The 25,059-nt window shown below is 71.2% G+C and carries 23 protein-coding genes, 1 tRNA gene and 1 pseudogene; 15 read left to right on the top strand and 10 right to left on the bottom strand.

Going from position 1 to position 25,059, the window contains the following annotated elements; translation table 11 throughout:
• Nucleotides 1-6 precede the first annotated feature (6 nt).
• Nucleotides 7-1,041, top strand: a complete 1,035-nt coding sequence (locus tag ACLQ26_RS32040) for a hypothetical protein (RefSeq protein WP_425748093.1) — start codon at nt 7-9, stop codon at nt 1,039-1,041.
• A 6-nt stretch (nt 1,042-1,047) separates the two neighbouring features.
• On the opposite strand, the gene ACLQ26_RS32035 is transcribed toward ACLQ26_RS32040, so the two are convergent.
• Entirely contained in the window at nt 1,048-1,941 is an 894-nt protein-coding gene (locus tag ACLQ26_RS32035; RefSeq protein ID WP_425748092.1) for a septum formation family protein, read from the bottom strand.
• A gap of 98 nt (nt 1,942-2,039) precedes the next feature.
• Between ACLQ26_RS32035 and ACLQ26_RS32030 the strand changes: the two genes are divergently transcribed.
• Nucleotides 2,040-3,026 (top strand): hypothetical protein, encoded by a 987-nt coding sequence (locus ACLQ26_RS32030; protein ID WP_425748091.1) that lies wholly within the window; start codon nt 2,040-2,042, stop codon nt 3,024-3,026.
• Nucleotides 3,027-3,053: 27 nt separating this feature from the next.
• Here the strand turns inward: ACLQ26_RS32030 and ACLQ26_RS32025 are convergent, their stop codons facing one another.
• Nucleotides 3,054-3,434 (bottom strand): hypothetical protein, encoded by a 381-nt coding sequence (locus ACLQ26_RS32025; protein WP_425748090.1) that lies wholly within the window; start codon nt 3,432-3,434, stop codon nt 3,054-3,056.
• Complete coding sequence (locus ACLQ26_RS32020) at nt 3,431-4,354, bottom strand: oxidoreductase (RefSeq protein ID WP_425748089.1); 924 nt, start codon at nt 4,352-4,354, stop codon at nt 3,431-3,433. Before ACLQ26_RS32020 ends, ACLQ26_RS32025 begins: the two co-directional genes overlap by 4 nt.
• A 97-nt stretch (nt 4,355-4,451) precedes the next feature.
• Between ACLQ26_RS32020 and ACLQ26_RS32015 the strand changes: the two genes are divergently transcribed.
• The 3 genes from ACLQ26_RS32015 to ACLQ26_RS32005 all read left to right on the top strand — a co-directional run bounded on the left by ACLQ26_RS32015 (nt 4,452) and on the right by ACLQ26_RS32005 (nt 7,577).
• Entirely contained in the window at nt 4,452-5,021 is a 570-nt protein-coding gene (locus ACLQ26_RS32015; protein ID WP_425748088.1) for a TetR/AcrR family transcriptional regulator, read from the top strand.
• Nucleotides 5,022-5,108: 87 nt separating this feature from the next.
• Complete coding sequence (locus ACLQ26_RS32010) at nt 5,109-5,780, top strand: alpha/beta fold hydrolase (RefSeq protein WP_425748114.1); 672 nt, start codon at nt 5,109-5,111, stop codon at nt 5,778-5,780.
• A 582-nt stretch (nt 5,781-6,362) separates the two neighbouring features.
• Nucleotides 6,363-7,577 (top strand): hypothetical protein, encoded by a 1,215-nt coding sequence (locus tag ACLQ26_RS32005; protein WP_425748087.1) that lies wholly within the window; start codon nt 6,363-6,365, stop codon nt 7,575-7,577.
• Here the strand turns inward: ACLQ26_RS32005 and ACLQ26_RS32000 are convergent.
• Nucleotides 7,557-8,591 (bottom strand): NAD-dependent epimerase/dehydratase family protein, encoded by a 1,035-nt coding sequence (locus tag ACLQ26_RS32000; RefSeq protein WP_425748085.1) that lies wholly within the window; start codon nt 8,589-8,591, stop codon nt 7,557-7,559. The two genes, ACLQ26_RS32005 and ACLQ26_RS32000, sit on opposite strands and share 21 nt — an antisense overlap.
• A gap of 110 nt (nt 8,592-8,701) precedes the next feature.
• Here ACLQ26_RS32000 and ACLQ26_RS31995 point away from each other — a divergent pair, with 110 nt between their 5' ends.
• A complete protein-coding gene (locus tag ACLQ26_RS31995; protein WP_425748084.1) occupies nt 8,702-9,055 on the top strand; it encodes a hypothetical protein in 354 nt (117 codons plus the stop codon).
• A gap of 157 nt (nt 9,056-9,212) precedes the next feature.
• Here the strand turns inward: ACLQ26_RS31995 and ACLQ26_RS31990 are convergent, their stop codons facing one another.
• A complete protein-coding gene (locus ACLQ26_RS31990; RefSeq protein ID WP_425748083.1) occupies nt 9,213-10,151 on the bottom strand; it encodes an SMP-30/gluconolactonase/LRE family protein in 939 nt (312 codons plus the stop codon).
• 92 nt (nt 10,152-10,243) lie between these two features.
• Between ACLQ26_RS31990 and ACLQ26_RS31985 the strand changes: the two genes are divergently transcribed.
• From ACLQ26_RS31985 to ACLQ26_RS31975, 3 genes are all read left to right on the top strand, one after another.
• Complete coding sequence (locus ACLQ26_RS31985; protein WP_425748082.1) at nt 10,244-11,470, top strand: ankyrin repeat domain-containing protein; 1,227 nt, start codon at nt 10,244-10,246, stop codon at nt 11,468-11,470.
• Nucleotides 11,471-11,887: 417 nt separating this feature from the next.
• On the top strand, nt 11,888-12,058 hold the full coding sequence (locus tag ACLQ26_RS31980; RefSeq protein ID WP_425748081.1) for a hypothetical protein: 171 nt from the start codon (nt 11,888-11,890) through the stop codon (nt 12,056-12,058).
• Nucleotides 12,055-14,616 carry an ABC transporter permease gene (locus tag ACLQ26_RS31975; RefSeq protein WP_425748080.1) on the top strand — a complete coding sequence of 854 codons (2,562 nt, stop codon included), beginning with the start codon at nt 12,055-12,057 and terminating at the stop codon, nt 14,614-14,616. Before ACLQ26_RS31980 ends, ACLQ26_RS31975 begins: the two co-directional genes overlap by 4 nt.
• A gap of 108 nt (nt 14,617-14,724) precedes the next feature.
• Here ACLQ26_RS31975 and ACLQ26_RS31970 read toward each other — a convergent pair whose 3' ends face one another.
• Nucleotides 14,725-14,970: a hypothetical protein gene (locus ACLQ26_RS31970; RefSeq protein ID WP_425748079.1), complete on the bottom strand. Its 246-nt coding sequence runs from the start codon at nt 14,968-14,970 to the stop codon at nt 14,725-14,727.
• A 204-nt stretch (nt 14,971-15,174) separates the two neighbouring features.
• Nucleotides 15,175-15,247, bottom strand: a tRNA-Arg gene (locus tag ACLQ26_RS31965).
• Between the two features lie 158 nt (nt 15,248-15,405).
• Between ACLQ26_RS31965 and ACLQ26_RS31960 the strand changes: the two genes are divergently transcribed.
• The gene (locus tag ACLQ26_RS31960; protein ID WP_425748077.1) at nt 15,406-16,101 is read left to right on the top strand and encodes a hypothetical protein; all 696 of its coding nucleotides are present in this window, start codon (nt 15,406-15,408) and stop codon (nt 16,099-16,101) included.
• Between the two features lie 138 nt (nt 16,102-16,239).
• Here the strand turns inward: ACLQ26_RS31960 and ACLQ26_RS31955 are convergent, their stop codons facing one another.
• Together ACLQ26_RS31955 and ACLQ26_RS31950 are read right to left on the bottom strand one after the other, a co-directional pair.
• Nucleotides 16,240-17,337 carry an alpha/beta fold hydrolase gene (locus ACLQ26_RS31955; RefSeq protein WP_425748076.1) on the bottom strand — a complete coding sequence of 366 codons (1,098 nt, stop codon included), beginning with the start codon at nt 17,335-17,337 and terminating at the stop codon, nt 16,240-16,242.
• A 163-nt stretch (nt 17,338-17,500) separates the two neighbouring features.
• Nucleotides 17,501-17,938, bottom strand: a complete 438-nt coding sequence (locus tag ACLQ26_RS31950) for an HPF/RaiA family ribosome-associated protein (protein WP_425748075.1) — start codon at nt 17,936-17,938, stop codon at nt 17,501-17,503.
• Nucleotides 17,939-18,242: 304 nt separating this feature from the next.
• On the opposite strand from ACLQ26_RS31950, the gene ACLQ26_RS31945 reads away from it, so the two are divergent.
• The 3 genes and pseudogenes from ACLQ26_RS31945 (at nt 18,243) to ACLQ26_RS31935 (ending at nt 22,033) form a co-directional block, all read left to right on the top strand.
• The gene (locus ACLQ26_RS31945; RefSeq protein ID WP_425748074.1) at nt 18,243-19,019 is read left to right on the top strand and encodes a single-stranded DNA-binding protein; all 777 of its coding nucleotides are present in this window, start codon (nt 18,243-18,245) and stop codon (nt 19,017-19,019) included.
• Nucleotides 19,020-19,292: 273 nt separating this feature from the next.
• Nucleotides 19,293-20,285 (top strand): annotated as a pseudogene (locus ACLQ26_RS31940) (cobalamin biosynthesis protein); the annotation flags it as partial.
• A 206-nt stretch (nt 20,286-20,491) separates the two neighbouring features.
• Entirely contained in the window at nt 20,492-22,033 is a 1,542-nt protein-coding gene (locus ACLQ26_RS31935; RefSeq protein ID WP_425748073.1) for a cobyric acid synthase, read from the top strand.
• Between the two features lie 148 nt (nt 22,034-22,181).
• Here ACLQ26_RS31935 and ACLQ26_RS31930 read toward each other — a convergent pair whose 3' ends face one another.
• Nucleotides 22,182-22,583 (bottom strand): rhodanese-like domain-containing protein, encoded by a 402-nt coding sequence (locus ACLQ26_RS31930; RefSeq protein ID WP_039908933.1) that lies wholly within the window; start codon nt 22,581-22,583, stop codon nt 22,182-22,184.
• A gap of 581 nt (nt 22,584-23,164) precedes the next feature.
• Between ACLQ26_RS31930 and ACLQ26_RS31925 the strand changes: the two genes are divergently transcribed.
• Together ACLQ26_RS31925 and ACLQ26_RS31920 are read left to right on the top strand one after the other, a co-directional pair.
• Nucleotides 23,165-23,827 carry a uridine kinase family protein gene (locus ACLQ26_RS31925; protein WP_425748113.1) on the top strand — a complete coding sequence of 221 codons (663 nt, stop codon included), beginning with the start codon at nt 23,165-23,167 and terminating at the stop codon, nt 23,825-23,827.
• 67 nt (nt 23,828-23,894) lie between these two features.
• A complete protein-coding gene (locus ACLQ26_RS31920) occupies nt 23,895-25,040 on the top strand; it encodes a M48 family metallopeptidase (RefSeq protein WP_425748072.1) in 1,146 nt (381 codons plus the stop codon).
• The last annotated feature ends 19 nt before the right edge of the window (nt 25,041-25,059 follow it).

Raw genomic sequence — 25,059 nt, 5'->3', positions numbered from 1 at the left:
AGCCGGATGCGCTCGGGCGGAACGACACTGGCGGCGGCGCTGCTCGGCATGGGTCTGTGCGGCATGGCACTGAGCGGCTGCGCGGGCTCGGCCAGCACGCCCAACGATCCCGGCCCCGCCGAGATCGTCGAGAGGTGGACCTCCTGCGCCGAGAGCGCACCGCGGGCCGGTGTCGTGCTGCCCGTACCGCCGGGGTCTGCCGGACCGTCGGCGGCATCGCCGGGCGCGGCGACGCCGGCCGGAGTCGAGCCGGAGATCGGGCGGATCGACCCCGCGTTCGTCCCGGTCGCCGTCGTGCTCTGCGGTCGCGAGGTGCGGCCACGTGCCGGTGGCGGCCGGGAGCAGGTGACCACTGAGCGTCGCGCCGACGACATCGGTGCGCTGGTGGCCGCGTTGCGCCTGTCGGACGAGGTCCGGGGTCGACGAGAGATCGCCTGCACTCTCGACCTGGTCGTCCCACCCTGGCTGGCGCTGCTCGACGACCGGGGCCGCTGGCTACGGCCGTACGTGCCGACGGACGTCTGCGGCAAGCCGCGCCCTCAGGTGCTCGCCGCGCTGGACGGGCTGCGCCTGACCACTGTCGACAGTCGTACCGTCGGGCCTGTCGAATCGTCGGCGGCCGAGACCGTCGGCTGCGCGCAGCGGTGGTCCGACATGGTGTGGGTGGAGACCCACCTCGGCCGTCCCGGACGCGTCGCGGGCGGCGCGAGTCCGACTGCCGGGCCGCTGCGCCTCTGCGTCTACGCGGTGCCCTCGTCCGAGCGGGGCGGCGGCAAACCGGCAGGTGACTTCGTGTACGGCGGGCCGCTGCCACCCGAGCGGCAGGCGAAGGCGCTCCGCGCGCTGACCACCACTCGACCGGCGGCCGACTGTGCCACCCCGGCGTCCCGCTTCGCGGTGCTGCGGTCCCTCGACGGAGGTGGGCCCGAGTGGTACGTCGAACTCGACGCCTGCCGGCGTTTCCTGGTCGTGGCACCGCCCGGTGGCACGCAACTCGGGCAGGGCGACGCGGCGATGGCGGCGCTGCTGGGCCCGATCTGACCCGCCTCAGCGGATCGGCAGGGCCTTGGTGCCACCGCCGGCGATCGATCGCTTGACGGCGGCGCCGCCGGACCAGTAGTAGCAGCGCACACCGCGATCACCGCGCTCCCAGAGCGGACGGGTCGGGAAGCGGTACGAGGTCCCGGTGCGGTAGGGCAGGTTGCTGTCCACAGGCACCTTGGCGTACCGGGCGATGACCGTCCGGCAGGCCGAGTGGATGGGGTCCTCGTCTCTTGTCGCGTCCGCCCAGGAACGATCCGACGCGGTCCAGATGCCCGCGTACTCGAACTGATGCCCGGTAGTGCACGCGACCGGCCGCAGCATGCCCCACCTGTCCTCGTTCATGCACCCGAGGTGGAGCGGGGAACGGCTGGCCAGGGCGTTACGCAGCGAGCCGGCCCGCTCCATCGCCGCATCGCTCTCGCCGTTCGGGCCGCTGATCTCGTCCAACTCGAAGATGTCGCACCGGTACCAGCGGGCGCCACCCTCCCAGCCGGCCGGCGACGGCGGCGCGACCTGCACCGACAGTCGGGCATCGCGCCAGTCGCCGCCCACGAACTGCTTGGCCCGTGTGTCGCAGTCGGCAAAGGTCGACCGCATCGTCGCCGACTCCACGGTGGGCGGAGCACTTCGGGCCGCCAGGGTGCCGGTGAACGTGCCCACGTGGAAGGTCTCCAACCTGTGGGTCTTCGCGCAGTCCAGCGGGGAGTAACTGCTCAGGTACGAACTGGGCGTGGGAATCATGTGGCACTCGCCGGCCTGCGGGGCGAACTGCTGCGCCGCCGCCATTGCTGGCCAGCCGTCGAACAGGTCACCGTCCGTGCCGGCCGGCGTGCCGCAGCCGGCCAGTGCCACCGTGAGGATCGCAGCCGTCAGCGCTGCCCTGCCGTGCCGTCGCATGTGACTCTCCCCGTGGCCCCGTGTGAACGCGGGCAGCATATGGCAGCGGCGTGGCGGCCCGTTGATCGCTGTTCCCGAGGCGTTGGCAGGATGACCGCGTGCAGCGGATCGCAGCGGAGTGGGTGGGTCGGGTTCCCGGCCTGCGGTTGGGTCATGATCTTGCGCCACTGTCGCTTGAGCCCGGGGTCAGGTACCGCCTGCTCGACGGAGTGGTGAGCGTGCTGGACGAGCAGTTGCGGTCAATCCAGCGGCTGGTCCTGGACGTGCCACCGACGGCCAGTCTCCTCGCGGCAACTCCGGACCTGGCGACCGTCGTCGTCACGGACACCCGGTCGGTAATCGTCATCGCGGCGGGAGGGCCGATCGCGGTCGACGTCGCGGCGGCCGATTCCGCGACGCTGCTGCCGGGCGGCCGTCTGCTCGTCACCGCGCCGGTAATCGAACGGCAGGAACATCGGGGCCACGAGTACGAGACCAAGGGCGAACACATGGTGGTCCTGGTGGACCCGAGTTCGGGAGGCATCCTCGACCAGGCCGTTCTGGACGTGGCGGACGCCGGGGTGATCGCCGTGCCACACCCGCACGACGGATCGGTGGTCCTGGACGCGGGCATGGGGCAGGACGGCAGTTCGATCTATGCCGCTCGGGTGACCGGCGACCGGATCACCGTGGAGCTGATCGCCGAGGACGTCGTTTCGACAAGCTTCGCGCCGTCCGGAGACCGTCTGCTGCTCATGCCACACCCCAGCTTCGACGACGAGATATCCCTCCTGGAGTGGCCGAGCGGGCGTACGGTCGCTCGACTGCACGCCGAGGATCTGGCACTGGACGAATTCGCGTTCGACCTGTACGGATGTTTCCTGAATGACCAGCGGATCCTCGTGCAGACCTCCGAACACGGGCTGCTGCTGTGCTCGGGCGAGCTTCGCCCTGCCGCGTGGATCAGCCTGAATCCGCCCTCCCAGGCCGGCGACGCCGAGGTTGCGATGATGCTGGGTGTCGCAGAGGACATGTTCGCCGCCGACATCTGGGATGGGAAGGAGTCCTCCGCGACCGTCTGGCGGATCCCTTCCCTCGACACCTGATGACGCGCGACCGCAGCTGAACGCCCTTCACGCGAGCTGGGGCGGGCGGCGCAGGAAGTGGCAGAGGCTGAAGGCCAGAACCAGTGCCGCGTGGATGGCCACACCGCTCCAACTGCCGGCGCCGATCGTGCCGTCGACGATGGCGATGGCGTTGACCGCGCCGAGCGCGGCGTTCAGGAAGACGTTGGCGAGGACCACTGCGGCCGGCGCCCGGGTGCTGACGCTCGCTGACCAGTTCAGGATCGCGACCGTGAGCAGGATCGCCCCGATGGTTCGCGTAGCGAACACGTCGAACGGCGTCAACGGTTGGCCCAGGCCGGATGACGCGGCCTGCGGGACGAGCAGCGCGGCGGCGCCCAGAATGCCGAGGTGGATCGCCGTGATCCTGAGCAGCCAGCGGAGCATCATGCGGCCGCGCCCGTGAATGAGTACCTCACCCCGGTCAGCGTTTCGGACTCGGCCCACAGGCGGCGCTGGGTGTCCACGTCGTACGACGCAGCGCTTGATCGGGTCGGCACCGGGTGGCCGGATGCGTTCAGCAGTCGACCGTCGGGCGCGTAGTAGTCGCCACCCTCGACCGTGGGGTCGGTGGCGGCGCGCAGGGTGGCGAGCGCGCCGGCCGCGGCGCTGGGTTGGCCGATCAGCTTTCCGACGACCGCGACACCGACGGCCATCCCGCCGGTGACGTGGCGTTGGAGGCCGGTGGAGACGATGCCGGGTTCGACAGCCACCGCGATGGGCTGGGCCTGCGCCGCGGCAAGGCGGCGCTGGAGTTCGTACGTGAACAGGATGTTGGCGAGTTTCGACTGGCCGTAGGCGGTCGGCGGCCGGTAGCGGCGGCGCTGGAACTGCAGGTCGTCGAAGTCGATACGCCCTTGGCGGTGCGCCGAGCTGCTGACGGTGACGATGCGGGAGCCGGGTGTGGCGAGGAGCCGGTCGAGGAGGAGCCCGGTCAGGGCGAAGTGGCCCAGGTGGTTGATCCCGATCTGGAGTTCGAACCCGTCCTCGGTGCGGCCGAGTGGCGGCATCATCAGGCCCGCGTTGTTGATGAGCAGGTCCAGCCGAGCGTGGCGTGACCGGAGCTCGTCCGCAGCGCGGCGGATCGAGGCGAGCGAGCCCAGGTCGAGGTCGATCGTGGTGACGTCCCCGCCGGGCAGGGCTGCCGCCGCAGCGGTGGCCCTGTCATGATCGCGGCAGGCCAGGACGACCGAGGCACCCCGGGCTGCGAACACCGTGGCAGTCTCGTACCCGATGCCGCTGTTGGCGCCGGTGATGACGACGGTGCGGCCATGCTGGTCGCCGACGTCGTCGGCGGTCCATCTGGGCATGGTGGCCCTCCCGATCCCTATAATCGGGACCATCGTCCCGGATGGAGTGAATATACGGGATGGCCATCCCGTTTGGACAGGTAGGAGATGGAACTCGATGACGGGCAAGCCTCCGCGAGCGCCGCGCGCCGATGCCCGACGCAATCGGGCGTTGGTGCTGCGGGCGGCGGCGGAAGCATTCGCCACCGATGGGCTGTCCGTGCCGGTCCACGAGATCGCCCGACGTGCCGGGGTGGGCACCGGCACGGTCAGCCGCCACTTCCCGACGAAGGAATCGCTGTTCGCGGCCGTCCTGCTCGATCGCATGGCAGTGCTCACCGCGAGGGCGGACGCCCTGGCGGCGACGGAGGATCCGGGGGCGGCGTTCTTTGCCTTCTTCGCCGAGCTCATCCACGAGGGCACCGACCACCGTGGGTTGGCGGAGTCGCTGGCCGGTGCCGGATTCGACATCGAGTCGGCTGCCGTCGAGGCCGGTAGCGACGTGTCAGGTCGGCTGCACGCCCTGCTGAAGGCCGCCCAGGACGCGGGCGCGGTACGGGATGGAATCACCTTCGCCGACGTGAAGGCCCTGATGAGCGGCTGCCTGGCGCGGGAGGTCGACCCGGCGGACACCGGCGCCCGCGACCGCGTCATCGCCGTCGTCCGCGACGGTCTACGCGCCACCTGAATCCCGCTCAGCCCGTGCGCCACCAGGGCTCGGCTGTACAGATGACGGTCCGGCAACCAGGATGCGACTGTGGCCGCCGAACCAACGATGCTCCTCGTCCACAGCCCGCTCCTCACTCCTGCGACGTGGGACGCACTGCGTACACCTCTCGAAGCGGCGGGGTGGCGCGTGGTGGTCCTGAACCTTCGCCCCCTGATCGAGTCGCCGTCCTTCCATGCGGCCGTCTGCGCGGCGGCTGCCACCGTCACCTCCGGTGCGCCTACCGTCGTCGTCGGCCACAGCCGCGCCGGCGCCTACCTGCCGGGCATCGCCGACGCCGTCGGCAGTGACCGGCTCGACGTCGTCTTCCTGGATGCCCGCCTGCCGCATCCGGGCACGAGCTGGATCGGATCGCTGACGCCGGAACGGGCCACGTGGTTGCGGGAGATGGTGGTGTCGGGCCGGCTGCCACGGTGGGACACCTGGTTTCCCGGGGCCTCCCTAGCCGATGTCCTGACGGACCCCGAACAGCGGAGACGGGTGCTCCACGACATACCCGAACTGCCATGGCAGGTCGTCTCCGAGGTGCTACCCGCACCGCGCGAGGCATGGCACTCGGCCCGACACATCTACCTCCGGTTGAGTGCCGCGTACCAGTCCACGGCAGAGCAGGCGGAGGAACGCGGCTACCGGGTCTGGAGCATGGACGCCCATCACCTGGCGATGGTCACGCATCCGGCGGAGGTGACGGATCTGCTCCTGTCGGCACTGCGGCCATAGGCGACAAGCGATCGGCTGGGGCCTCGCCAAGAGCGCCGGTCGGGAAGACGAACACATGGCCGCAGGACCGCTCGACGTCAGGTGCCATGCCGAGCAGGTGGGCTTCCAGCCCGGCGCGGGCAGCGGCTGCGGTCGCGCGGATGGTGTGGTCAACGCAGGTGTACGCACAGGCGTCCAGGGAGTCTGCCGAGTACAGCTCGATGCGGATCGTCGCGGGTTCACCGCAGGCGGGCAGTGTGGGTACGGTGCTCACGGGTCGCCTCCTCGTTAGGCGATCAAGGCCCTCGATCGGCGTGGCTGCGCTGGTCGGGGGCCGCCTTCATATTGGGTACGACAGACACGCTCGATGCTGGTCCGGCCCGCATAGCCGCCCCCGGGCCGCGTCTTTGATGCTGGTCACCGCACGTCCTCTGGTGCTTGTATCGGCTTACTGAATCCAGTGAAGTCGAAGTCGGACGATGCGCCCATGCAAAGCTGGTGCAACGAGCGGCAATCCGATGCAACACAGGCGCGGGAGGCGCGATGGCGAGGATGGGTCAGTGGAGTGGACGCCTCGCCTGTGCGCTGCAAGCTGCCGCCGGGATGACGAACGAGGGGTTCGCGGCCTGGCTGGGCATCGCGGTCAGAACCGTTGCGTACTGGCACAGCCGGCCGGGAACGGTGCCCGGCAGCGCGAACCAGGAGTTGCTGGACGTCGCAGTCGACAGGCTTTCGGACGCGGCCAGATCGCGGTTCTTCCAACACATCGACGGCGTTGCCCGAAAGGGAGGCGCTGGTGGCGGAGGTGATCTTGGTGATGCCGTGAGCGATGCCGCGGATGCGGTCGCCCATGACTCACTGCTGTCGAGCACGGGGGTGCCGCATGACTCGATTGAAACGTTGCAACAGGACATGGGGGTCCTCGCGCGGTCTGTTGGAATGACAGCCTTCGACACGTTCTCAAGCGCTCGGCGGCTGCGTGACGATGCCCGAGCACTCGCCGACCGGACGCGGCGGCCGGGAGATCTGGCTGACCTGTTCGTGGTCATCGGCCAGGGCGCAGCACTCATGGCCTCCACCGCTTTCGACCTCGGGCACTGGAATGAGTCGGCGACGCTGGCCAGGGCAGCTACGCAGTACGCAGATCTTGCCGGTCACGCGTCATTGAAGGCATGGACGTACGGGCTGCAGATGACGTTGGCGAACTGGCGCAACGAGCCGGACACGGCAATCAGCTACTTCGGCCGTGCAATGCGGGTGGCCCCTGACGGTGAACCGAAGCTGCGCCTCCGCTACATCGCTTCTCGTTCTCATGCTCTGCTCGATGACCCCGTATCGGTTGCTGGCGTGCTGGACGCCGCCCAGCGAGACAGCGAGGCGGCAGAAGGCAGGCCCGATGAGCTGGCTGTGACGACCGGTGGGGAGTTTGCCTTCGGAGCTGCACGCGCCGCAGCCTGCGCCGCCGCTGCCTGGCTCGACCTCCGCAACGGCGAGCAGGCCGCAAAGTACGCGGGCGATGCACTGCGGGTCTATCAAGCGCTGCCGGCAGCGCGGCGGCCACATTCGCAGATCAACGGTACGAACATCGACATGGCCGCCGCTCACCTCCACATGGGGGACAAGGACGGCGCTACGGAAGCGTTGCGTGCTGTGCTGGCGCTGCCACCGCAGGGGCGCAACGTCTCGCTGACCGGTCGGCTGGATCGGATAGAACACCTGCTGAACGAGGCACCGTGGAGCGGCGATGCCGAGGCACGGCAGCTCGGTGAGCGCATCGCGGAGTGGCGGTTGGAGACCTCAGCCCGACCGCTTGTCTGAGCGGTGCCAGGCAGCCAGAACCTTTGCTTCCTTGTCTCGGCTGATTCCGATCTCGGCGGCGCGGTCGTGGCCGCTGATGTCTTCGCTCTCGACCAACCACCGCCAGGTGTCCCGAACGGTCAATTCGAGCGGGCGGCTCTGGAGGCCAGCGGCCTGCGCGGCGGAGGTGTCGACGCTCCACACCCCGTCGAAGGTGCGCCAGAGCGGCAGCTCGGACCACTGCCGGACGCCCTGCGCGAGCAGAAAGTCGTCAGGCACCCAGGTGAAGGACGCGTCGGCGTGCGTCGAGTGGCCGCAGAGCGTCAGCAAGTCTCCGAAGGTCGCGCTGCCAATGGGAGCGCAGACATTGAAGGAGCCAGACGACTGGTCACGGATGGTTTGCAGGGTGAACGCGGCCAGGTCGCGGACGTCGACCGGCTGAATGGCCCGCTCTGCCGAGCCCGGCGCCAACACCTCTCCGCCGGCAGCCACGCGGCGCAGCCACCAGGGCAGGCGGTCCACATACTCACGCGGGCCAAGTACGACGCCGGGCCGCAGGATCGTGGTCCGGTCAGCCCCGAACACGGCGACTGCCGCAGCCTCGCAACCAGCCTTCTGGTAGCCGTAGCTGGTTGGCCCGTCCTCGGTGTCTGTGCCGAAGTCTGCGTCGGCGTCCGGCGGACAGTCGAGCACCTCGGACCGCTCATCCAACGGCTTGATTGGCCAGTCCCGGTACACGCTCAGCGTCGACATGAAGACGTAGCGGGCGGCGACGGGCGCGAGTGCGCGGGCGACGGCGAGGGTGTTGCTCGGGACGTAGCCCGACGTGTCGACCACGGCATCCCAGGGGCCAGCGGCGGCAAGGACAGCCAGGTCTTCCGGTTGGGTTCGATCACCCCGTACGAGCCGAGCGGCCTCCGGGAAGGGGCTCGATTTGCCTCGGTTGAACGTTGTCACCTCCCAGCCGGCACCGATAGCCGCCCTGACAATCGCGTGACCTACAAACCACGTTCCTCCGAGCACTAACAAACGCACAGGCTTATCACCCCAGAGAACCGGCAGTTTGACGCGAGAGTCACTAGTGTCGCGTGTCTGAATAATTTTGACGGTGCCGAGTCGTCGTACCAGGCTGCCACGATGCAGACGTGGATGACGCGTTGAGGGTGCTGAGGCGAGAGTTCGAGTCCGTGGAGGGGGGCTTCCTGCTCCGACTGCGCGGTGAACTCGTCTGGGACCAGGCGGCGTTCAGCCGGTTGGAGCAGGCGATGCGGGTGGGCTGTGAGCAGTACGAAGGTCATGATGACCTGCCACGCTGGATGGCTGACGGGTTCTACGAGGTCTCACACTTCGTGGCGGAGTGGACCGCGCACCCGAACTTCCCTCGGCCGCAACCTGCGCAGTACTACCAGGATTGTCGGGAGCGGTTGCGGGATCTGACGGACTGGTTCTTTCGCGGATGGCATGCCTACCAGGAGCCGCACGTTTGGCGTGATCTCTAACGTCACGCGGAATGCGGCAGGTCAGCCAGCGCGGCAATCCTGCGGGCCTCATACCAAGCCCGCCAAACGATCACCGTCTGCCGCGTCATCCCGGCTGGCGGGACGTGGGCGCACGGGCGCCCATCGACCCGCCGGCGTACCCCATTGGTTGGGCTCGTCAGTGGGCGCGGACCGCGACTGCCGTGTACGGCGTGGTCGGGGTCGGTGGCGTCGTGAAGCGGCCGTTGGGCAGGTAGAGCCGGCCCAACGCCTCGGCAACTGTGGTGGGCACGTCGAAGTTCGGGTCGGTGATCGTGCCGGTGACCGTTCCGGCGGTGCCGGCGCGGTTCAGCGTGGCCACCGCGATCTGGTTGAGGCTGTTCTGCACGACGTAGAGGGTGCGGCCGAGCAGCAGAAGGCCGTCGCCGTTGGTGAAGGTGTAGCCGGGCACGGCCACGACTGTGGTCGCGCCGGTCGCCGGATCGACCCGGAACAGCGTGCCCGTGTTGGACTGGACGACGATCAGCGCCCTGCCGTCCGGGGTGGCGACGATGCCGTTGATGTTCACGCCGGTGCCGACCTGCTGATACGCGCCGGTCAGCGCGATGGTCGTGAAGCCGTCGGCGGGCGGCAGCGCGCCACCGCGACCGAGCGGCAGTCGGTAGAGCACCGGCCGGTTGGAGTCGGTGAAGTACGCGGCGTCGCGGGTCAGGACGACGTCGTTGACGAACGTCGGGGCGGTGGCGAACTGGTAGCGCGCCAGCACCTCGCCCGTGCGGGTGTCGAGCACGCGAGCGTCACCGGCCGTGCCGCCGGCGACGAACAGCCGGCCGCGCGGGTCGACCTTGAGGCCGAGCGACGGGGTGCCGGTGGGTGCGCTGATCGTCGTGCCCCGGCCGGTCACCAGGTCGGCGCGGTAGATCTCGCCCGTCGCGCGGGAACCGAAGTACGCGTAACGGCCGGCGGTGGCGATGCCCTCGGGCTGGAATCCGTCCGGCAGGTCGATGACGGCCGGCGGTCGGCTCCCGGCGTGCGCATGGGCGGGCGCGACGGCGACGGAGGTCAGGAGGGCGGCGGTCAGGGCGACGCCGAGCGCGGTCCTGAGGGGTCGGTTCACTGTGCTCCTTCCGGGCGGGCAGAGGGGAACACACCCGCCACGATCACTGGGGCCAGGACGATCCCCACTGTACGACCGTCGATGGATTGAGGATGTACGCGGCCGTGCCGCGTGCGGTTATCGAGGTGTCCTCCCGACACGCGCCGCATAGGGTCGTCGTCGTGGATGCTGATGCAGAGCTTGTCGCGGCGGTTGGTGCGGCCGATCCGGTGGCCGTGGCGAGAGCGCTCGCAGACGGCGCCGACCCCGACTCGGCCGCCAGCCCCTACACGGCCACCGTGCTGTCCGAGGCGGCGAGTACAGGGCACCTGGAGATCGCTCGCTTGCTGGTCGACGCGGGGGCGTCGCTGCGGGCGAGGAGGCCGCAGTACGAGTCGCCGTTGCAGTCGGCGGTGCGCAACGGCCATCTCGGCGTCGTCCGGCTCCTCGTCGATAGTGGTGCCCTTGAGGTCGAGGGCACCGACGGTGGCAGCCTTCTCACCAACGCGATCGCCGCTACCTGGCACCGACCCCAGCCGGCGGCGTTGGACGTCCTGCGCTACCTGCTGGACCTCGGTGTGGGTGCAGAGCCTGGCAAGGAGGCCCCGATCGTGCGGGCGGTGCTGGGATCGGCCGCACCAGCCACGATCCGCATCCTGCTCAGCCACGGCGCCGATCCGAACTCGCGTCGCTCCGACGGCACTCCGGCGCTCATCCTCGCCGCTCGGCGCGGCGACCATGCCGCCGTCGACGTGCTGCTGACCGCGGGCGCCGATCCGAACGCGGTCGACGGCAACGGGCACACCGCGCTGATGCACGCCATCGAACGGGACGAGCGGGCCGTGAGCCGTGCGCTGCTGCTGGCCGGTGCCGACCCCGCGGGAGCGCTGGAGATCGCGCGGGGCTGGCAGCGGCAGATCGTTCAGTTCGAACTCGGCGAGATGAGCGTCGGCCTGGACGACGTACCGATCGCCCGTACGGCCGTGCGGCTGCATCCCACCGGGTACGAGCTGCGCGGCGATCCGGCGGAGTTCCGCCGCTGGGGGCAGCTCGTTGCGTGCGCGGCGGAGGAGTTGGGCGATGACGAGTGGGACACGCGGACCGGCACCCCGTACGCGCTGGCCCAGACCGTCGCCCGAAGGCTCGTCGACGAACCGGCCAAGGCTCCCAGGGCGTCGTGGTACCGCATCGAGCTGACCGAGGCCGAGCTGGACACGCTGCGGCAGGCATTCGTGGAACTCGTCTTCGCGGTCCGTGTCACGCTGCCAGACGGCCTCGGGCAGGAGTATGTCCGTGACGCGCTCGACGAACTCGATGCCCAACTGAGCCAGCAGTCCTAGGGGTGTCTATCTGTCCAGATAGACACCTCTGGGCGTGCCGTTCAGTGTTGGTCTGTAGCGGTTGATCTGTGGCCGTCCGGGCTCACGGCGGGCTCACCCTTCCTCATGGGTCGCGTGAGGCTCCGGGGCTCAGCGGCTTCGGAGTTCGGAGGTGCACAAGGGGCGGCCTTCGTCGGCCAGACGACTCCGAGATGGAGTTGGCCCAGGGCTATGGAGGCCGTGACGACGGAAGATGCGGATCCGACACCGCTATTACACGGTTTGGGTCGGTATAAAGTGTGGCCGAAATCGGTGACGTGAACTTTCGAGGAGGAGCCAGTGCAGACCGTCGTCCCTCCCGCTCTGGCCGGAGCCGCTATGCGCAAACGATTCGGTGCCAGCGAGTCTGCGATAGAGGCATTGGAGGGAGCAAATGTCATGTTCCCTTCCGGCGCCTTCACCGCCGTCATGGCGACCCACGACACGGTCGCGGCGAGCTGCGCCGACCGGGTGCTCTTCCTGGTCGACGGCACCGTCGTCAGCGAACTCATGGAACCCACCGCCGACCTGGTCCTGGGGGGTTTGAAGAAGCTGGAGCAGGGCCGATGATGAAGCTGGTCTGGGCAAATGTCGTGCATCGGGCATCGCGGCTGCTACTTCCCGGGCTCGCCGTCGCGCTCGGCGTCGCCTTCGTGGCCGGCACGCTCATGGTGACCGATACGATGCGCGCGGCACTGTTGGACCAACTCACCCGGACCTCAGCCACACTCGACGTGGTGGTGGAACGTCAGCCACAGGACGTGGCGGGTAGTGCCAGGACCGTGCCGGCGGCGCTGCTCGACGAGGTGGCCACGGTAGACGGAGTGGCCGCGGCGCATGGTCAGGTCTGGGGGCCGGTGAAGGCCGCCAGACCGGACGGCCGGACGCTGACAGCCGCGCCCAGCCGTACCCAACTGATCGGGATCGCCGACGAGTCCCAACTGTGGGACGTCAGGTTCGTGCGGGGGCAGGCCCCGGCCGGTCCCACCGACATCGCAATCGATCGCGACACCGCCAATGAGCAGCGGATCGGAATCGGTGATCAATTGCTGCTCACGGCCGGCTCCGGTGCCCGGCCGCAGCCGTACACCGTGACGGGTCTGATGGACGTGGACACCCGCCGGGACGACCTCGGTGACGGCGTGGTGGTCGGCACCACGGACGCGGTGGCCGTCCAACTGTTGAGGGCGACCGCGTTCGGCCGGATCGAGACCGTGGCAGCCTCAGGGCTGTCGCAGGAGGCGCTGCGAGACCGCCTGATCGCTCAACTGGGTGACCGGTACGCCGTCCGTACCGGCGCGGCCGTTCGGGCACAGGAAGCCCGCGACGCTGCCCGCGACCTCGACGGGTTCAGCAACGCCCTGCTGGTGTTCGCTGGCATCACGACGATCGTCGCTGGGGTCGTGGCCTACAACACCTTCTCCGTCCTGCTCGCGCAACGTCTGCGGGAGACGGCGTTGCTGCGGTGCGTCGGGGCGACCCGGCGGCAGGTCCGCGTGGGGGCACTGGGAGAGTCCGCGCTACTCGGGTTCCTTGCCTCGGTGGTCGGCCTGGTGCTCGGCCTGGCCGCGGCGCGGGTGCTGTTGCGGGTCTTCGGCTCGGGCGAGGGCATCGACGTCGGAGGTGCCACGCCGCTCCTTGAGCCTCGTACGGCGCTGGTCGCGTTCGTTCTGGGTCCGGTGGTCGCGATGCTGGCGGCCGTGGGCCCGACCCTGAAGGCCTCGCGCATCCGACCGGTGGAGGCCCTGCGGGACGCGGCGCCGCCGCCGGTGCGCTCTGCCGGTCGCCGCCGCCGCACGGCGACCGTGCTGGCGTCGCTCGCCGCCGTGCTGGTCGTCGGCGGGGTCGTCGCCGCCCGCACCCTCGCCCAGCCCGGTCGTCTCCCGATCGCCGCGGTGGTGGTCGGCGCGCTGGCGCTGATCACGGCGGTGCTGATTTTTGCGCCGCTGGCCATCCCGCGCCTGGGGTCCGCGGCCAGCCGCATCCTCGGGCGGATCCTCGGGCACCCGGGCCGGCTCGCCGGGGAGAACGCCCGCCGCAATCCGGAGCGGACCGCCACGACAGCGGCGGCGCTCTGCATCGGCCTGACCCTTGTCACCGTGGTCAGCACGATCGCGGCGGCCGCGACACGCTCGATCGAGGAGGACTTTGCTCAGAACTTCCCGTTCGCCTACACGCTGCGGGTGGACTCCGCGACCCCCACGGCCAGCACGGACGTAATGGCTGCCCTGGAGGGCCGGCCGGAGGTCGGCGCCGTGGTGGGCGCTCGGGGCCCCAGCTCGGCGACCGAGGTCATCGTGAACGGGCGGGCGATCCGGATGAAGGGTGTGGACGACACGGTCGCTCGTGCAGCCCCGACCGCTGTGGCAGAGGGTTCGCTGCGCGGCTTTGGTCCCGGCAAGGTGGCTCTCGAAGCGAAGCTGGCGCGTCAGCTGCGGGTCGAGGTGGGCGATCGGCTCACTGCCAGATCTGCGAACGGCACCGAACTCACCCTCAGCGTGGTGGCACTCCTGGACGCCATGTCGCCACTCGGTCCGTTCGCCGTCTCGGGTAACGACCTGACCCGCGTCGCACCGGCGCTACCGGTGTCGGCGGTCTACGTGACCCAGGCGTCGGGCGCCACCGACGCGGCGTTTCGTCGTGCCGTCACCGACGTGGTCGCCGGGCAACCCGCGATCACTCCGGTGAGCAGTGCCCAGAGCATCAAGCAGTGGACTGAGGCGATGTCGACGTTGCGCGGCCTACTGCTCTCGCTACTAGGGCTGTCGGTGCTGATCGCCTTCTTCAGCGTGGCCAACACGCTGTCGCTGTCGATCGTCGAGCGGACACGGGAGTCCGGCTTGTTGCGGGCTCTCGGGCTGACCAGGCGGCAGCTGAGCCGTACCTTGATGGCGGAGGGCTTCTTCGTGGTGACACTCGGCGCGGCCGCCGGTATCGTGCTCGGGGTCGGCCTCGGCTGGGCGGTGGCTGCGGCGATGAATTGGAGTCTCACGGCTGTCCTGTCGTTCCCCGCGGCGCAGATCGCCTTGTTCGCCGTCTTGGCGCTGGTTGTCGGCCTGCTCGCCACGGCGCTGCCGGCCCGGCGGGCGGGACGTTCGCCGATCACCCTGATGCTGGCTCGGGAGTAGCCCACGCTGTCATGGTCGTAGCTTCGCTCCATGTCCACATCAGATCATCAGACCGACCGCGACCTGCACCTTCTGCGGCCAACCTGTCCGTCCCGGCCGGGGCCGGCCTCAGTCACCGGAGATCCAGAGATATCCGCGCGCCCGGGTCGCCTCCTCGATGAGCGCCCCCAGCGCCTGCACGTCGACCCGGAGTTCCGGTTTGCGGCTCGCGATCTCGTCCAGCTCCGCGGTCAACTGCGGCAGCTGGATCAGGTTGATCATGGCGTCGCCGTAGGAATCGATCCTCGACACCAGGTGGTGCCGCTCCCGGTTGCTCGCCGTCACCAGGCGTTCCAGCGAGGAGCTTGCTTCCACGCCGGCATAGCGTTGCTCGTGCACCTGGTTCTCGATACACGCCGAGTCCCACCGCCGCCTCCTTCACGAGATGGCCGGCCAGGGCATTGCACACCCCGGCCGGCCAACCTTACGGTCGTTGACGCTCAGTCCTTGCAGGGAGTCAGCAGCTCGATGGCTCCACGAACAGCTCCACGGAAGCCAGTCGGCTGAGAGAAGTACCTGTGCGCCCGGTAGGGTTCGAACCTACGACCTTGGGATTAGAAGTCCCCTGCTCTATCCGCTGAGCTACGGGCGCGCGGCGTGGATGTCGCGCCAGAAGGGTACCGCCGACCCCGGGCACGCCGGGGTAAAGGGTGCCCCCGTCCGCGTCGTCGAGCAGGGTCTCACGAAGGCCGGGCGACAGGCATCCGGGTTCTCGCAGGTCGACCACTCGGCAGCCCGTACCCTCGGCTGGTGTTGCTGGACCCCGACGCCGAGAGCGGCGTCGCCTACGAGCTGTGCCAGGTCGTCGGCCGCGCCATCCTGCCGTACCGCACGGCCGACGCCCACGGCACCGCCTTCTTCTTCCAGGACGGCGACGACCCGGTGGGGGAGGCGCTGCTGACGGCGGCCGACCTGGTCGGCCCTGCGGGCGGTGAGCTGGGCCTGCGGGCGAGCGTCACCGAGCCGGCAGGCGTCGCGCCGGACGCCGTCGCGGAGAGCGAGATCGTGCCCGGCTGGGCCCGCTTCCCGAGCGACGGGGTCGCGGTACTGCCGACCGCAGGCCTGCACCGGTACGCCGGCGACGGCGGCTGGCGGTGGCGCGTGCAGCCGGTCCCGGCCACGATCGCCGCCGGGCCCGAGGCCGTCGCGGCCCTCGCCGCCGACGGCAGTTCCGCTTTCGTGCTGGCCCATGGGGTACGCGAAGACGACTCGCGCCCCCTGGAGGTGGGGATCGAGCGCGTGGTCCGCGACGGGGACGACGTGCGGATCACAAGCGAACTGCCAGCGGGGTACGTCGGTGCGCCCGTCTTCGTCGTGCAGCCCGACGCCACCGGGGAGGTGGCCCTGTACTGCCTGGGCCTGGTGCTGCCCGGCATCGACTGTCACCCGGTCGCGACCTTCGACCGGATCCGGGCCGTCCTCCCGGCCACACCCGGCGACGCCTGAGACGGAAAGCGCCGATCGGTCCCGGTCGGACGCGTCGGCGATCTGCGCCCAGTCCGCTCGCCTGAGCTGAGGGCGGGCGCTGCGCGCGTCGGTCGCGGACGGCCGCCGTCTCGGCTCGGGGGCAGGACTCGGCGTGTGTCAGTCGCCGACGGGCGTCGCCTCGGCGTAACCGGCCGTCGGCTGCCGGCTGCCCGGCACTCGGGGGCCGTCGCCGGTCGGGACGGGGTCCGTGGGGGCGGTGTCGATCGGATTCGTCTCGGTCGTCGCGGGGTCGGCCGGTGCGGTCGGGCCGGCGGCCAGGAACGCCTCGGCCCATCGGCCGACCTCGTCGAAGACCTTCTTCCGTACCGAGGGGCCGGAGAGCGTGAGGTCGTGCAACCCGCCGTCGAAGCGGGCCAGTGTGACGTGCCGGCCGAGGCGGGGCGCGTAGCGGACCATGTGCTCGACGTCCAGCACCGCGTCGGCCAGTGTCGCGTTGTCGTGCCACCTGGTGCCCCGGAAGGAGCGCGTCGAGCAGGCCAGCAGCACCGGAACCGGAATGTCCAGGCCGGCGCGTAGTCGGCGTTGACCGGCGCGGATCGCGTTCAGCCAGCCGGCGTGCACCGGGAACCCGGCCAGCGGCTTCCACGCCAGGTCGTAGGTCCACTCGCCGCGGTGGTCGGCGTGCAGGCTCTCGCCGTACACCGTGCCCAGACCTAACGGCACGATGCGGTGCGGCGCCCTGCGGCCCAGCCGTGAGATGGCGGCCGCGAGGGGTCGACGGACCGCCCAGGGGGCGTTGAAGTCGAAGAACGGGCTGTTGAGGACCAGACCGTCGACGGTGCCGGCGTCGCGGCGGGCGTCCGCCCAGAGCGAGAGGATCAGGCCGCCGGTGGAGTGGCCCATCGCCAGCAGGGTGTCGTGCCCGTCGTCAGACCGGATGATCTCGGCGGCGGCGTCCAACTCGGGAAAATAGTCGCTGATGTCGCGGCAGAAGTTCGGCGTCTGGTGCGCGAGCAGACTGCGGCCGTACTTGCGCAGGTCGAGGGCGTAGAAGTCCCAGCCGCGCTCGGCGAAGAAGTCGGCCAGGTGGGTCTGGAAGAAGTAGTCGACGAAGCCGTGCACGTAGAGCACCGCCCGTCCGGTGGGGCGCTCGGCCCGCCGCCGGACCAGCGTCGCGACTACCGGGCCTTCGTCGTCGGTGCCCAGGTCGATCGTCTGCCGCTCGTAGGGCGGCCCCAACACGTCCGGTTCCACGGACGCGACGCTACGCCGCCAACCTACCCGGCGGTAGCCCCAGGCCGTACCTGCCCTCCGGCACCCGCGATCGTGCACTTGCTGCCCCGGCATGACGCGTAGAAGGCGCGTGACGAGGACCGAGAGTGCACGATCGCGGGCGGCCGTGGAGGGTGCGCGCGGGTCAGGCCGTCTCGGCGTCGGCGCGGTTCGGGTCGGCCGCCGGGAGCGCGTCCTCGTCGGTCGGGTCGACCTCGCCCTGCGGCCGGGGGACGTCCCGCAGGTGCTTGTTGTGCCGGGGCTCCTGCCGGGTCTTCGCGTCGTTGAGCCGCCGGCGCAGGTCGTCGCGGACGTCGTTGAGGGCGGCGTGCAGATCCTCCTCGGCGGAGGTGGTGACGATCTTCTGCCGGCCGGCGATCCAGCACTCCAGGGTGACCTTCTGACCCCGGGCCTCCCGGTCCTTCACCGACACCTCCAGCTCGGTGGCGTCGGCGTGGAAACCGGCCAGCCGGGCGTCGAGGGTGGCGAACTGCTCGGCGATCCAGTTGCGGTCGCCCTGGGAGAACCCCGCGCCCACCCGCAGGCACTCACCCACGGTCGCCGGGTTCGCCACGGCGCTCATCGCCGCACCTCGGAAGCGGTTGCGGAGCCGAAAGTAGTGATCATCATGGCGCTGACCTCTCGTCCACGTGGAGCTTGTCGGTGGTGCGTTGATCAAATCCATACCCAGTTCGGGCGGCTCCGGAACCGTCGGTGCCCGGACAGGTGGGTCGGCCGTACCACAGCGGGGGTGTGATCAGGGCGTTGTCCACAGGTGGCCTCGTCATCCACAGGTCGGAGATGGCCGCTGGCGGTGGTCGCACCCGGTGTCGATGCTCGATGTCGAGTCGACTCGCGCTGGCAGACCCCGGATCCCTGGAGGGACGATGTTCGACACGTACGTCACGATTGTCGGAAACATTCTCACGACGCCCGAGTGGCGGCGTACGACCCAGAGCAACACGCTGGTGGCCAACTTCAAGGTCGCCTCCACCGCCCGCCGGCTCGACCGCGAGACGGGCCGGTGGGTCGACGGCAACTCGCTGCGCGTCCGCGTCAACTGCTGGCGCAAGCTCGCCGAGGGCGTGGCCGCCTCGGTGATGGTCGGCGACCCGGTGGTGGTCTGCGGTCGGCTCTACACCCGCGACTGGACCGACGACGCCGGCAACCACCGCACCCTCTACGAGCTGGAGGCGGTCGCCGTCGGCCACGACCTTTCCCGGGGGCGGGCCCGCTTCCTGCGCAACCGGCCGACCACGACCACGAGCATCGTCGAGGACGGGGCCGCCGAGAGCCGCGTACACGGCGAACCGACCGACCCGGTGCCCGACGAGCAGGCGCCGGTGCTGCTGGACGACCGCCCGCTCGACGACGATTTCGAGCTGCCCGAGTACGGCTTGCCGCGTACCAGCCCGCTGGGCCACGGCCCGCTCGACGACATCTCCCTCGATGGCGGTGACCTCGACGACGGCTTCTCCGTTGGCGGCGGGGACGGGCGTGCGGCAGTCGACGACGAGCTTGCCCTCGCGGTGAGCGCGGACGACGTCGACCCGGAGGACGAGCCCGACGACGAGTTGGGGCCGGTGCCCGACGAGGGTCGGCCGGAGGTTCCGCCGCCCGGTCGGGGCCGGCGAGGGCGAGGGCGGGTTCCGCAGCCGGCCTGACAGTTCGGCCCGGTCGGCGGCGGCTCGGCTGTCGACGGGGTAGGGCCAGAGCCCTGGCTGCCTGGGGCCGGTGACGGTCGGGCTGTGGTTTGTCGCCCGAGGTTGGTGCCGACGACTGTGTGCGCCGGCGGCACGACGGGGGCGGGGTGGCGACGTGACAGGCGTCGTCACCCCGCGTGACGGAGGCTGGCGGAGGTGGAGTCGATGGAGCACGGTGGTCACGGCCGGCGCACCTGGTGCTCGTCTAGGCTGGCCGGCCGGGGGGTGGTACGCATGCGACGGACAGCGCCGGTGGCGAACGCGGTGGGCCTGGTGGCCGGTTACGCGCTGGACAGGCTGTTCGGCGACCCTCAACGGTGGCATCCGGTCGCCGGGTTCGGCCAGGTGGCGGGCGCTCTGGAGCGCCGCCTGCACCGGCCGGACCGGAAGGCCGGCGCGGTGTTCACGGCGCTTGCCGTCGGTGGGCCCGTGGTGCTCGGGGCAGTCGCCGCAGCGGCCACCCGGCACCGGCCGGTGACCCGCGTGGTGCTCGTCGCCGCCGGCACCTGGACCGTGCTGGGCGGTCGTACGCTCCGACGCGAGGCCGCCGTCATGGGTCGAACGCTGCGTGACGGTGACCTGCCCGCCGCCCGACGGCGGCTCGGCAACCTCTGCGGGCGCGACCCGTCGACGCTCGACGAGTCGGAGTTGGCCCGGGCGACAGTCGAGTCGGTCGCGGAGAACACCTCCGACGCGGTGGTCGCGCCGCTGCTCTGGGGTGCGGTCGCCGGCCTGCCCGGGCTGCTGGGTTACCGCGCCGCCAACACCCTCGACGCCATGGTCGGGCACCGATCGGAGCGCTACGCGCGGTTCGGCACCCCGGCCGCCCGGCTGGACGACCTGCTCAACCTGGTGCCGTCCCGGCTGACCGGGCTCCTCACCATCGCCGTCGCGCCGGTCGCGAACGGCGACCGGGAGCGGGCCTGGCGGGTGTGGCGACGGGATCGCAACGATCACCCGAGCCCCAACGCCGGCCAGTGCGAAGCGGCGATGGCAGGCGCGCTCGGCGTCCGCCTCGGTGGCCGCAACATGTACTTCGGGCGCTCCGAGGTCCGCCCGTTCCTGGGCGACGGCCCCCGTCCCGAGGCGCGACACCTCAAGCGGGCGGCCCGCATCTCCGGCGCTGTCGGGCTGGCCGCACTCGGCCTGGCGGCTGCGTACCCGGTGACCGTGGGCCGCCTGGCCGGCGCCGTCGCCCGCCGCAGCCTGCGGGCCGTCGGCCCCCGGCCCGGGAGCGGCCCGCTGTCCGGCGGGGCCGGGTCTGCCAGCGGCCCGCTGCTCGGCGGGGCCGGGTCTGTCAGCGGCCTGCTGCCCGGCAGGGCCAAGGCCGGGGGTGGCTTGCGGATGGCTGGGCGGGGAGGCGGCCTGCTCTCCGGCGGGGCCGGGTCGGGGCGTGGCCTGGCTCGTGGCGCGGCGGGGCCGGGGAGCGGGCGGTGAGCGGCGGGCTGCTGGTCGCCGGCACCACCTCCGACGCCGGCAAGAGCGTGCTCACCGCCGGCATCTGCCGATGGCTGCACCGCCAGGGCGTGAAGGTGGCGCCGTTCAAGGCGCAGAACATGTCGAACAACTCGGCAGTCGTGGTCGGGCCGGACGGGCGCGGCGGCGAGATCGGCCGCGCCCAGGCCATGCAGGCCGCCGCCTGCGGGCTCGCCCCGGACCTGCGCTTCAACCCGGTGCTGCTCAAGCCCGGCAGTGACCTCGCCAGCCAGGTGGTTCTCCTCGGTACTGCAGTCGACACGATCACCGCCGGCGCCTTCCGGCAGTTGCGGCCCCGGCTCGCCGAGACGGCGTACGGGGCACTGGCCGAGTTGCGGTCGGCGTACGACGTGGTGATCTGTGAGGGCGCCGGGAGCCCGGCGGAGATCAACCTGCGGGCCGGGGACTACGTGAACATGGGGCTCGCGCGGCACGCCAATCTGCCTGCCATCGTGGTCGGCGACATCGACCGGGGTGGCGTCTTCGCCTCGATGTTCGGCACGGTGGCTCTGCTCGACCCGGCCGACCAGGCGCTCATCGCCGGCTTCGTGATCAACAAGTTCCGCGGCGACCTCGGTCTGCTCCAGCCGGGGCTGGACATGTTGCGGCACGTTACCGGTCGTCCCACGTACGGGGTGCTGCCCTGGTCGCTCGACCTCTGGCTCGACGCGGAGGACTCGCTCGCCTACGGCCGGGTGCTCGGCCGTCCCGCCGCCCCGCACGGCGCCGACTGGTTGGACGTGGCCGTCGTCCGGCTACCCCGCATCAGCAACGCCACCGACGTGGAGGCACTGGCGACCGAGCCGGGCGTGCGCGTACGCCTCACCGCCGAACCGGCCGAACTGGCCGCCGCCGACCTGATCGTCCTGCCCGGCTCGAAGTCGACAGTCGCGGACCTCGCCTGGCTGCGCGACACCGGCCTCGCCGACGCGGTCCTCGCCCACGCGGCGGCCGGCAAGCCGCTGCTCGGCCTCTGCGGCGGCTTCCAGATGCTCGGCCGGGCCATCCACGACCCGGTCGAGAGCCGACAGGGCAGCGTTCCAGGGCTCGGCCTGCTGCCCATCGAGATCACCTTCGATCCCCGCAAGACCGTCCGGCAGTCGGTCGGCACCGGCCCCGGCGACGTGGCGGTCCGCGGCTACGAGATCCACCACGGGTACGTCTCGCAGACCGACCCGGCCCTGACCCCGCTGCTGACCGGGGCCGACGGCAGCGGTGAGGGCGCGGTGCTCGGCGCGGTGCACGGCACGCACTGGCACGGGGCGTTCGAGTCCGACGGGTTCCGCCGCTGGTTCCTCACCGAGGCGGCCCGGCTGGCGGGGCGCACCGGGTTCCGGGTCGCGCCGACCACAAGCTTCGCCGCCGCCCGGGAAGGCTCGCTGGACCTGCTCGGCGACCTCGTCGAGGAGCACCTGGACACCGATGCCCTCTGGCGTCTCATCGAGAGCGGCGCACCCCCCGGGCTCCCCTTCATCCCACCCGGCGCCCCGCCGACCTGAGCCTGACCGGGGCCGCGCCGACCTGAGCCTGACCGGGGCCACGAGATCGCACACGATCCGCGGGATGTCACTGGCTGCGCGGCTGAGACCGCCCAGCGGTCGGGAAGGCACAACCCATGAGCCGAGCAGGGCAGTTCAGGGCCGGAGTTCAGGGGCGGATGTCGGCGGGGCGGTCCGTGGTGGGCAGGCCGGCCGCCAGCCACGCGTCGACGCCGCCGATCATGTCGGTGGCCCGCCGCAGGCCGAGGGTCTGCAGGCTGGCGGCGGCCAGGCTGGAGCTGTAGCCCTGGCGGCACACCACCACGATCTCCCGGTCGTAGGCGGTGGCCTCCGGGATGCGCCAGGCGCTGGCCGGATCGAGCCGCCATTCCAGCACCGTGCGGTCGATGACGACCGCCCCGGGCAGGTCGCCCTGTTCGCGGCGCTGTGTGTCGGTACGGGTGTCGACCAGCAGAGCGCCACCGCGGACCGCCTCGACGGTCTGCTGTGGAGTCAATCGGTGCAGCCCGGCGCGGGCCTGTTCGAGGAGGGCGTCAATGCCGGGGCTCATCACGTCTCGGAGCACCACCCGATCATGCCGACTCGGGTATCGGCCCGCGCGCCGAACGGGCCGCCCGTCACCCGTCACCGCCCCAAATCCCCCGGACGTGAGAATGACCGGCCCGGGGCGTCGGCCCGGACGTGTCATTCCGCCGAAAACGCCGTGATCAACTCGGGTTTCCTGAAGTCGGGGTGTCCTGGTCGACGGGACACCCCGGTATCGGGGAACCTGAGTTGATCACGGTAGTGGACTCCCGCCCCGGAGGCGGGGGCCGGGGCATACTGCGGTCGTGTACCGGCTCGTGGCCAGAGGGCTGGCCGCCCGCGAGGGCCCGGCAACGGCGCAGGCCCAACAGCACGGGCGCACCGAGGAACACGGCCGTGGGCAGGGCGGGGACGAGGCTTGGGCCAGGGCGGGGACGAGGCTTGGGCCAGGGCGGGGACGAGGCTTGGGCCAGGGCGGGGACGAGACCGAGGGCGAGGGCTTGGGCCAGGGCGGGGCCAGGGCGGGGCGAGGTCGTGGGCCAGGGCGGGAACGAGGGCGTGAATTCGGGCGGACACGAGGGCGGACACGAGGGCGGGGGCGTGGGGATGGACGTCGGCGGGCCGACCGGGCGATCCGGCGCGCAGGTGCCGCCGGTGGTGGTCGTCGAGGCGTACGCCCAGTTGGCACGTCGGGTGCTCGCGGGCCCGGCGCGGTTGGGGCGGACCCGGCTGGTCGCTGTCGACGGGCCGAGCGGCGCGGGCAAGAGCCGGTTCGCCGCGCACCTCGCGGACGCCCTGGCGGCGCTGCCCGGTGGTCGCCCGCCGGTGGTGCACACCGACGACCTGCTCGACGGTTGGGACGACCAGCTCACGTTCTGGTCCCGGCTGGACGGCGAGGTGCTGGCCCCGCTGCGCCGACAACAGCCGGGGGCCTATCGGCGCTACAGCTGGGTTCGGCGGTGCTTCCTGCCCCGCCCGGTGTCCGTGCCGGTGACGTCGGTGCTGATCGTGGAGGGGGTCAGCGCGGCCCGTGCCGTCGTCCGGCCGGAGCTGACCCTCGCCGTCTTCGTCACCGCGCCCGCGCCGCTGCGGCTGGCCCGGGCGGTCGAGCGGGACGGGCCGGGGATCCTGCCCGAGCTGCGCCGCTGGCATGCGGGGGAGCGGGCACACTTCGCCGCCGACGACACCGCGGGGCGGGTCGACCTGGTGGTCGACGGCGCGCCGACGATGTCGCTCGACGTCTCTCGGTACTACGTGCGGATCCGCTGACCGGGGCATGGACGCCTGTCATCCGCTGCGGCACGATGCGAGGAGTCACGGCGAACGGGGACCAATCATGACGGCAGCGGACGCGCCAGCTCGGCGCCGCATCACCCTCACCGGCATCAGCTCGCGGGCCTGGGAGCATCCGGCCGACCGGGGCGCCCTGGTCGCGTTGCGGGAGCTGCGTGGTTTCGACGACGTGGTGCGGGCGTTCTTCGGCATGTGGAACGAGCGGGGTTTCCGGCTGTCCGTGCTGGCGTCCGGCATCCGCGTCGACCACCGGCAGTATCCGGCGGTGTGGCAGCGCTACACCGAGGCCGCGGCGGCGCTCGACGTGGCGGAGCTGCCCGAGCTGTACGTGACGCAGTCGCCGTGGTTGGGCGCCGAGGCCGTCGGCCTGGAACGGCCGTTCATCGTGCTGAACTCCGCGTGTGTGCAGCAGCTGGACGAGGACGAGCTGCGCTGCCTGCTCGGCCACGAGTTGGGGCACGTGGGCAGCGGGCACGCCGTCTACAAGACGATGCTCACGATCCTCACCCGGTGGGCGGCCAACCTGAGCTGGTTGCCGGTGGGGGCGTTCGCGCTGCGGGCGATCATCGCGGCGATGCTCGAGTGGTGGCGCAAGGCGGAGCTGTCCGCCGACCGGGCCGGCCTGCTCGCCGGGCAGGACCCGGCGGCCGCGCTGCGGCTGCTGATGAAGCTCGCGGGCGGCGGTGACCTGTCGCAGGTCGACACGACCGCCTTCCTGGAGCAGGCCGCCGAGTACGCCGGTGGCGGCGACCTGCGCGACAGCCTCCACAAGATCCGGATGACGGCGTGGAGCACGCACCCGACGCCTGTGGCGCGGGCCGCCCAGCTGCGGCAGTGGATCGACTCCGGGGCGTACGGGCGGGTGCTGGCCGGGGACTATCCGCGCCGCGACGACGACGCCTCGACAAGCGTCTCCGAGGAGATCAAGGCTGCCGCCGAGTCGTACCGGGAGGAGTTCAGCAGCTCCACCGATCCGCTGGTCGGGTTGCTGCGCCGCCTCGGCGACGGCGCGAGCGACGTCGGCGAGTGGGTGGGCGGCACGGCCGGGCGGGCCCGCTCCTGGATGGATGCCGCCACCGACGCCGCCGCTCGCGCGCACCGTGCCGGCCGGGCCGCGCCGGGCGCACGGGCAGGCTCCGGCCCGGCGGGCGGCGGTGACCCTACGGGCTCGGCCAGCACGCCTGGGTAAGGCCGGCATACGATGCCGG

It is taken from the genome of Micromonospora sp. DT43, from assembly GCF_049841645.1.
In the GTDB taxonomy this organism is placed as follows: Bacteria; Actinomycetota; Actinomycetes; order Mycobacteriales; family Micromonosporaceae; genus Micromonospora.
Note: the sequence above shows the minus strand (reverse complement) of the source record. Positions and strands in the feature narration are given on the sequence as shown.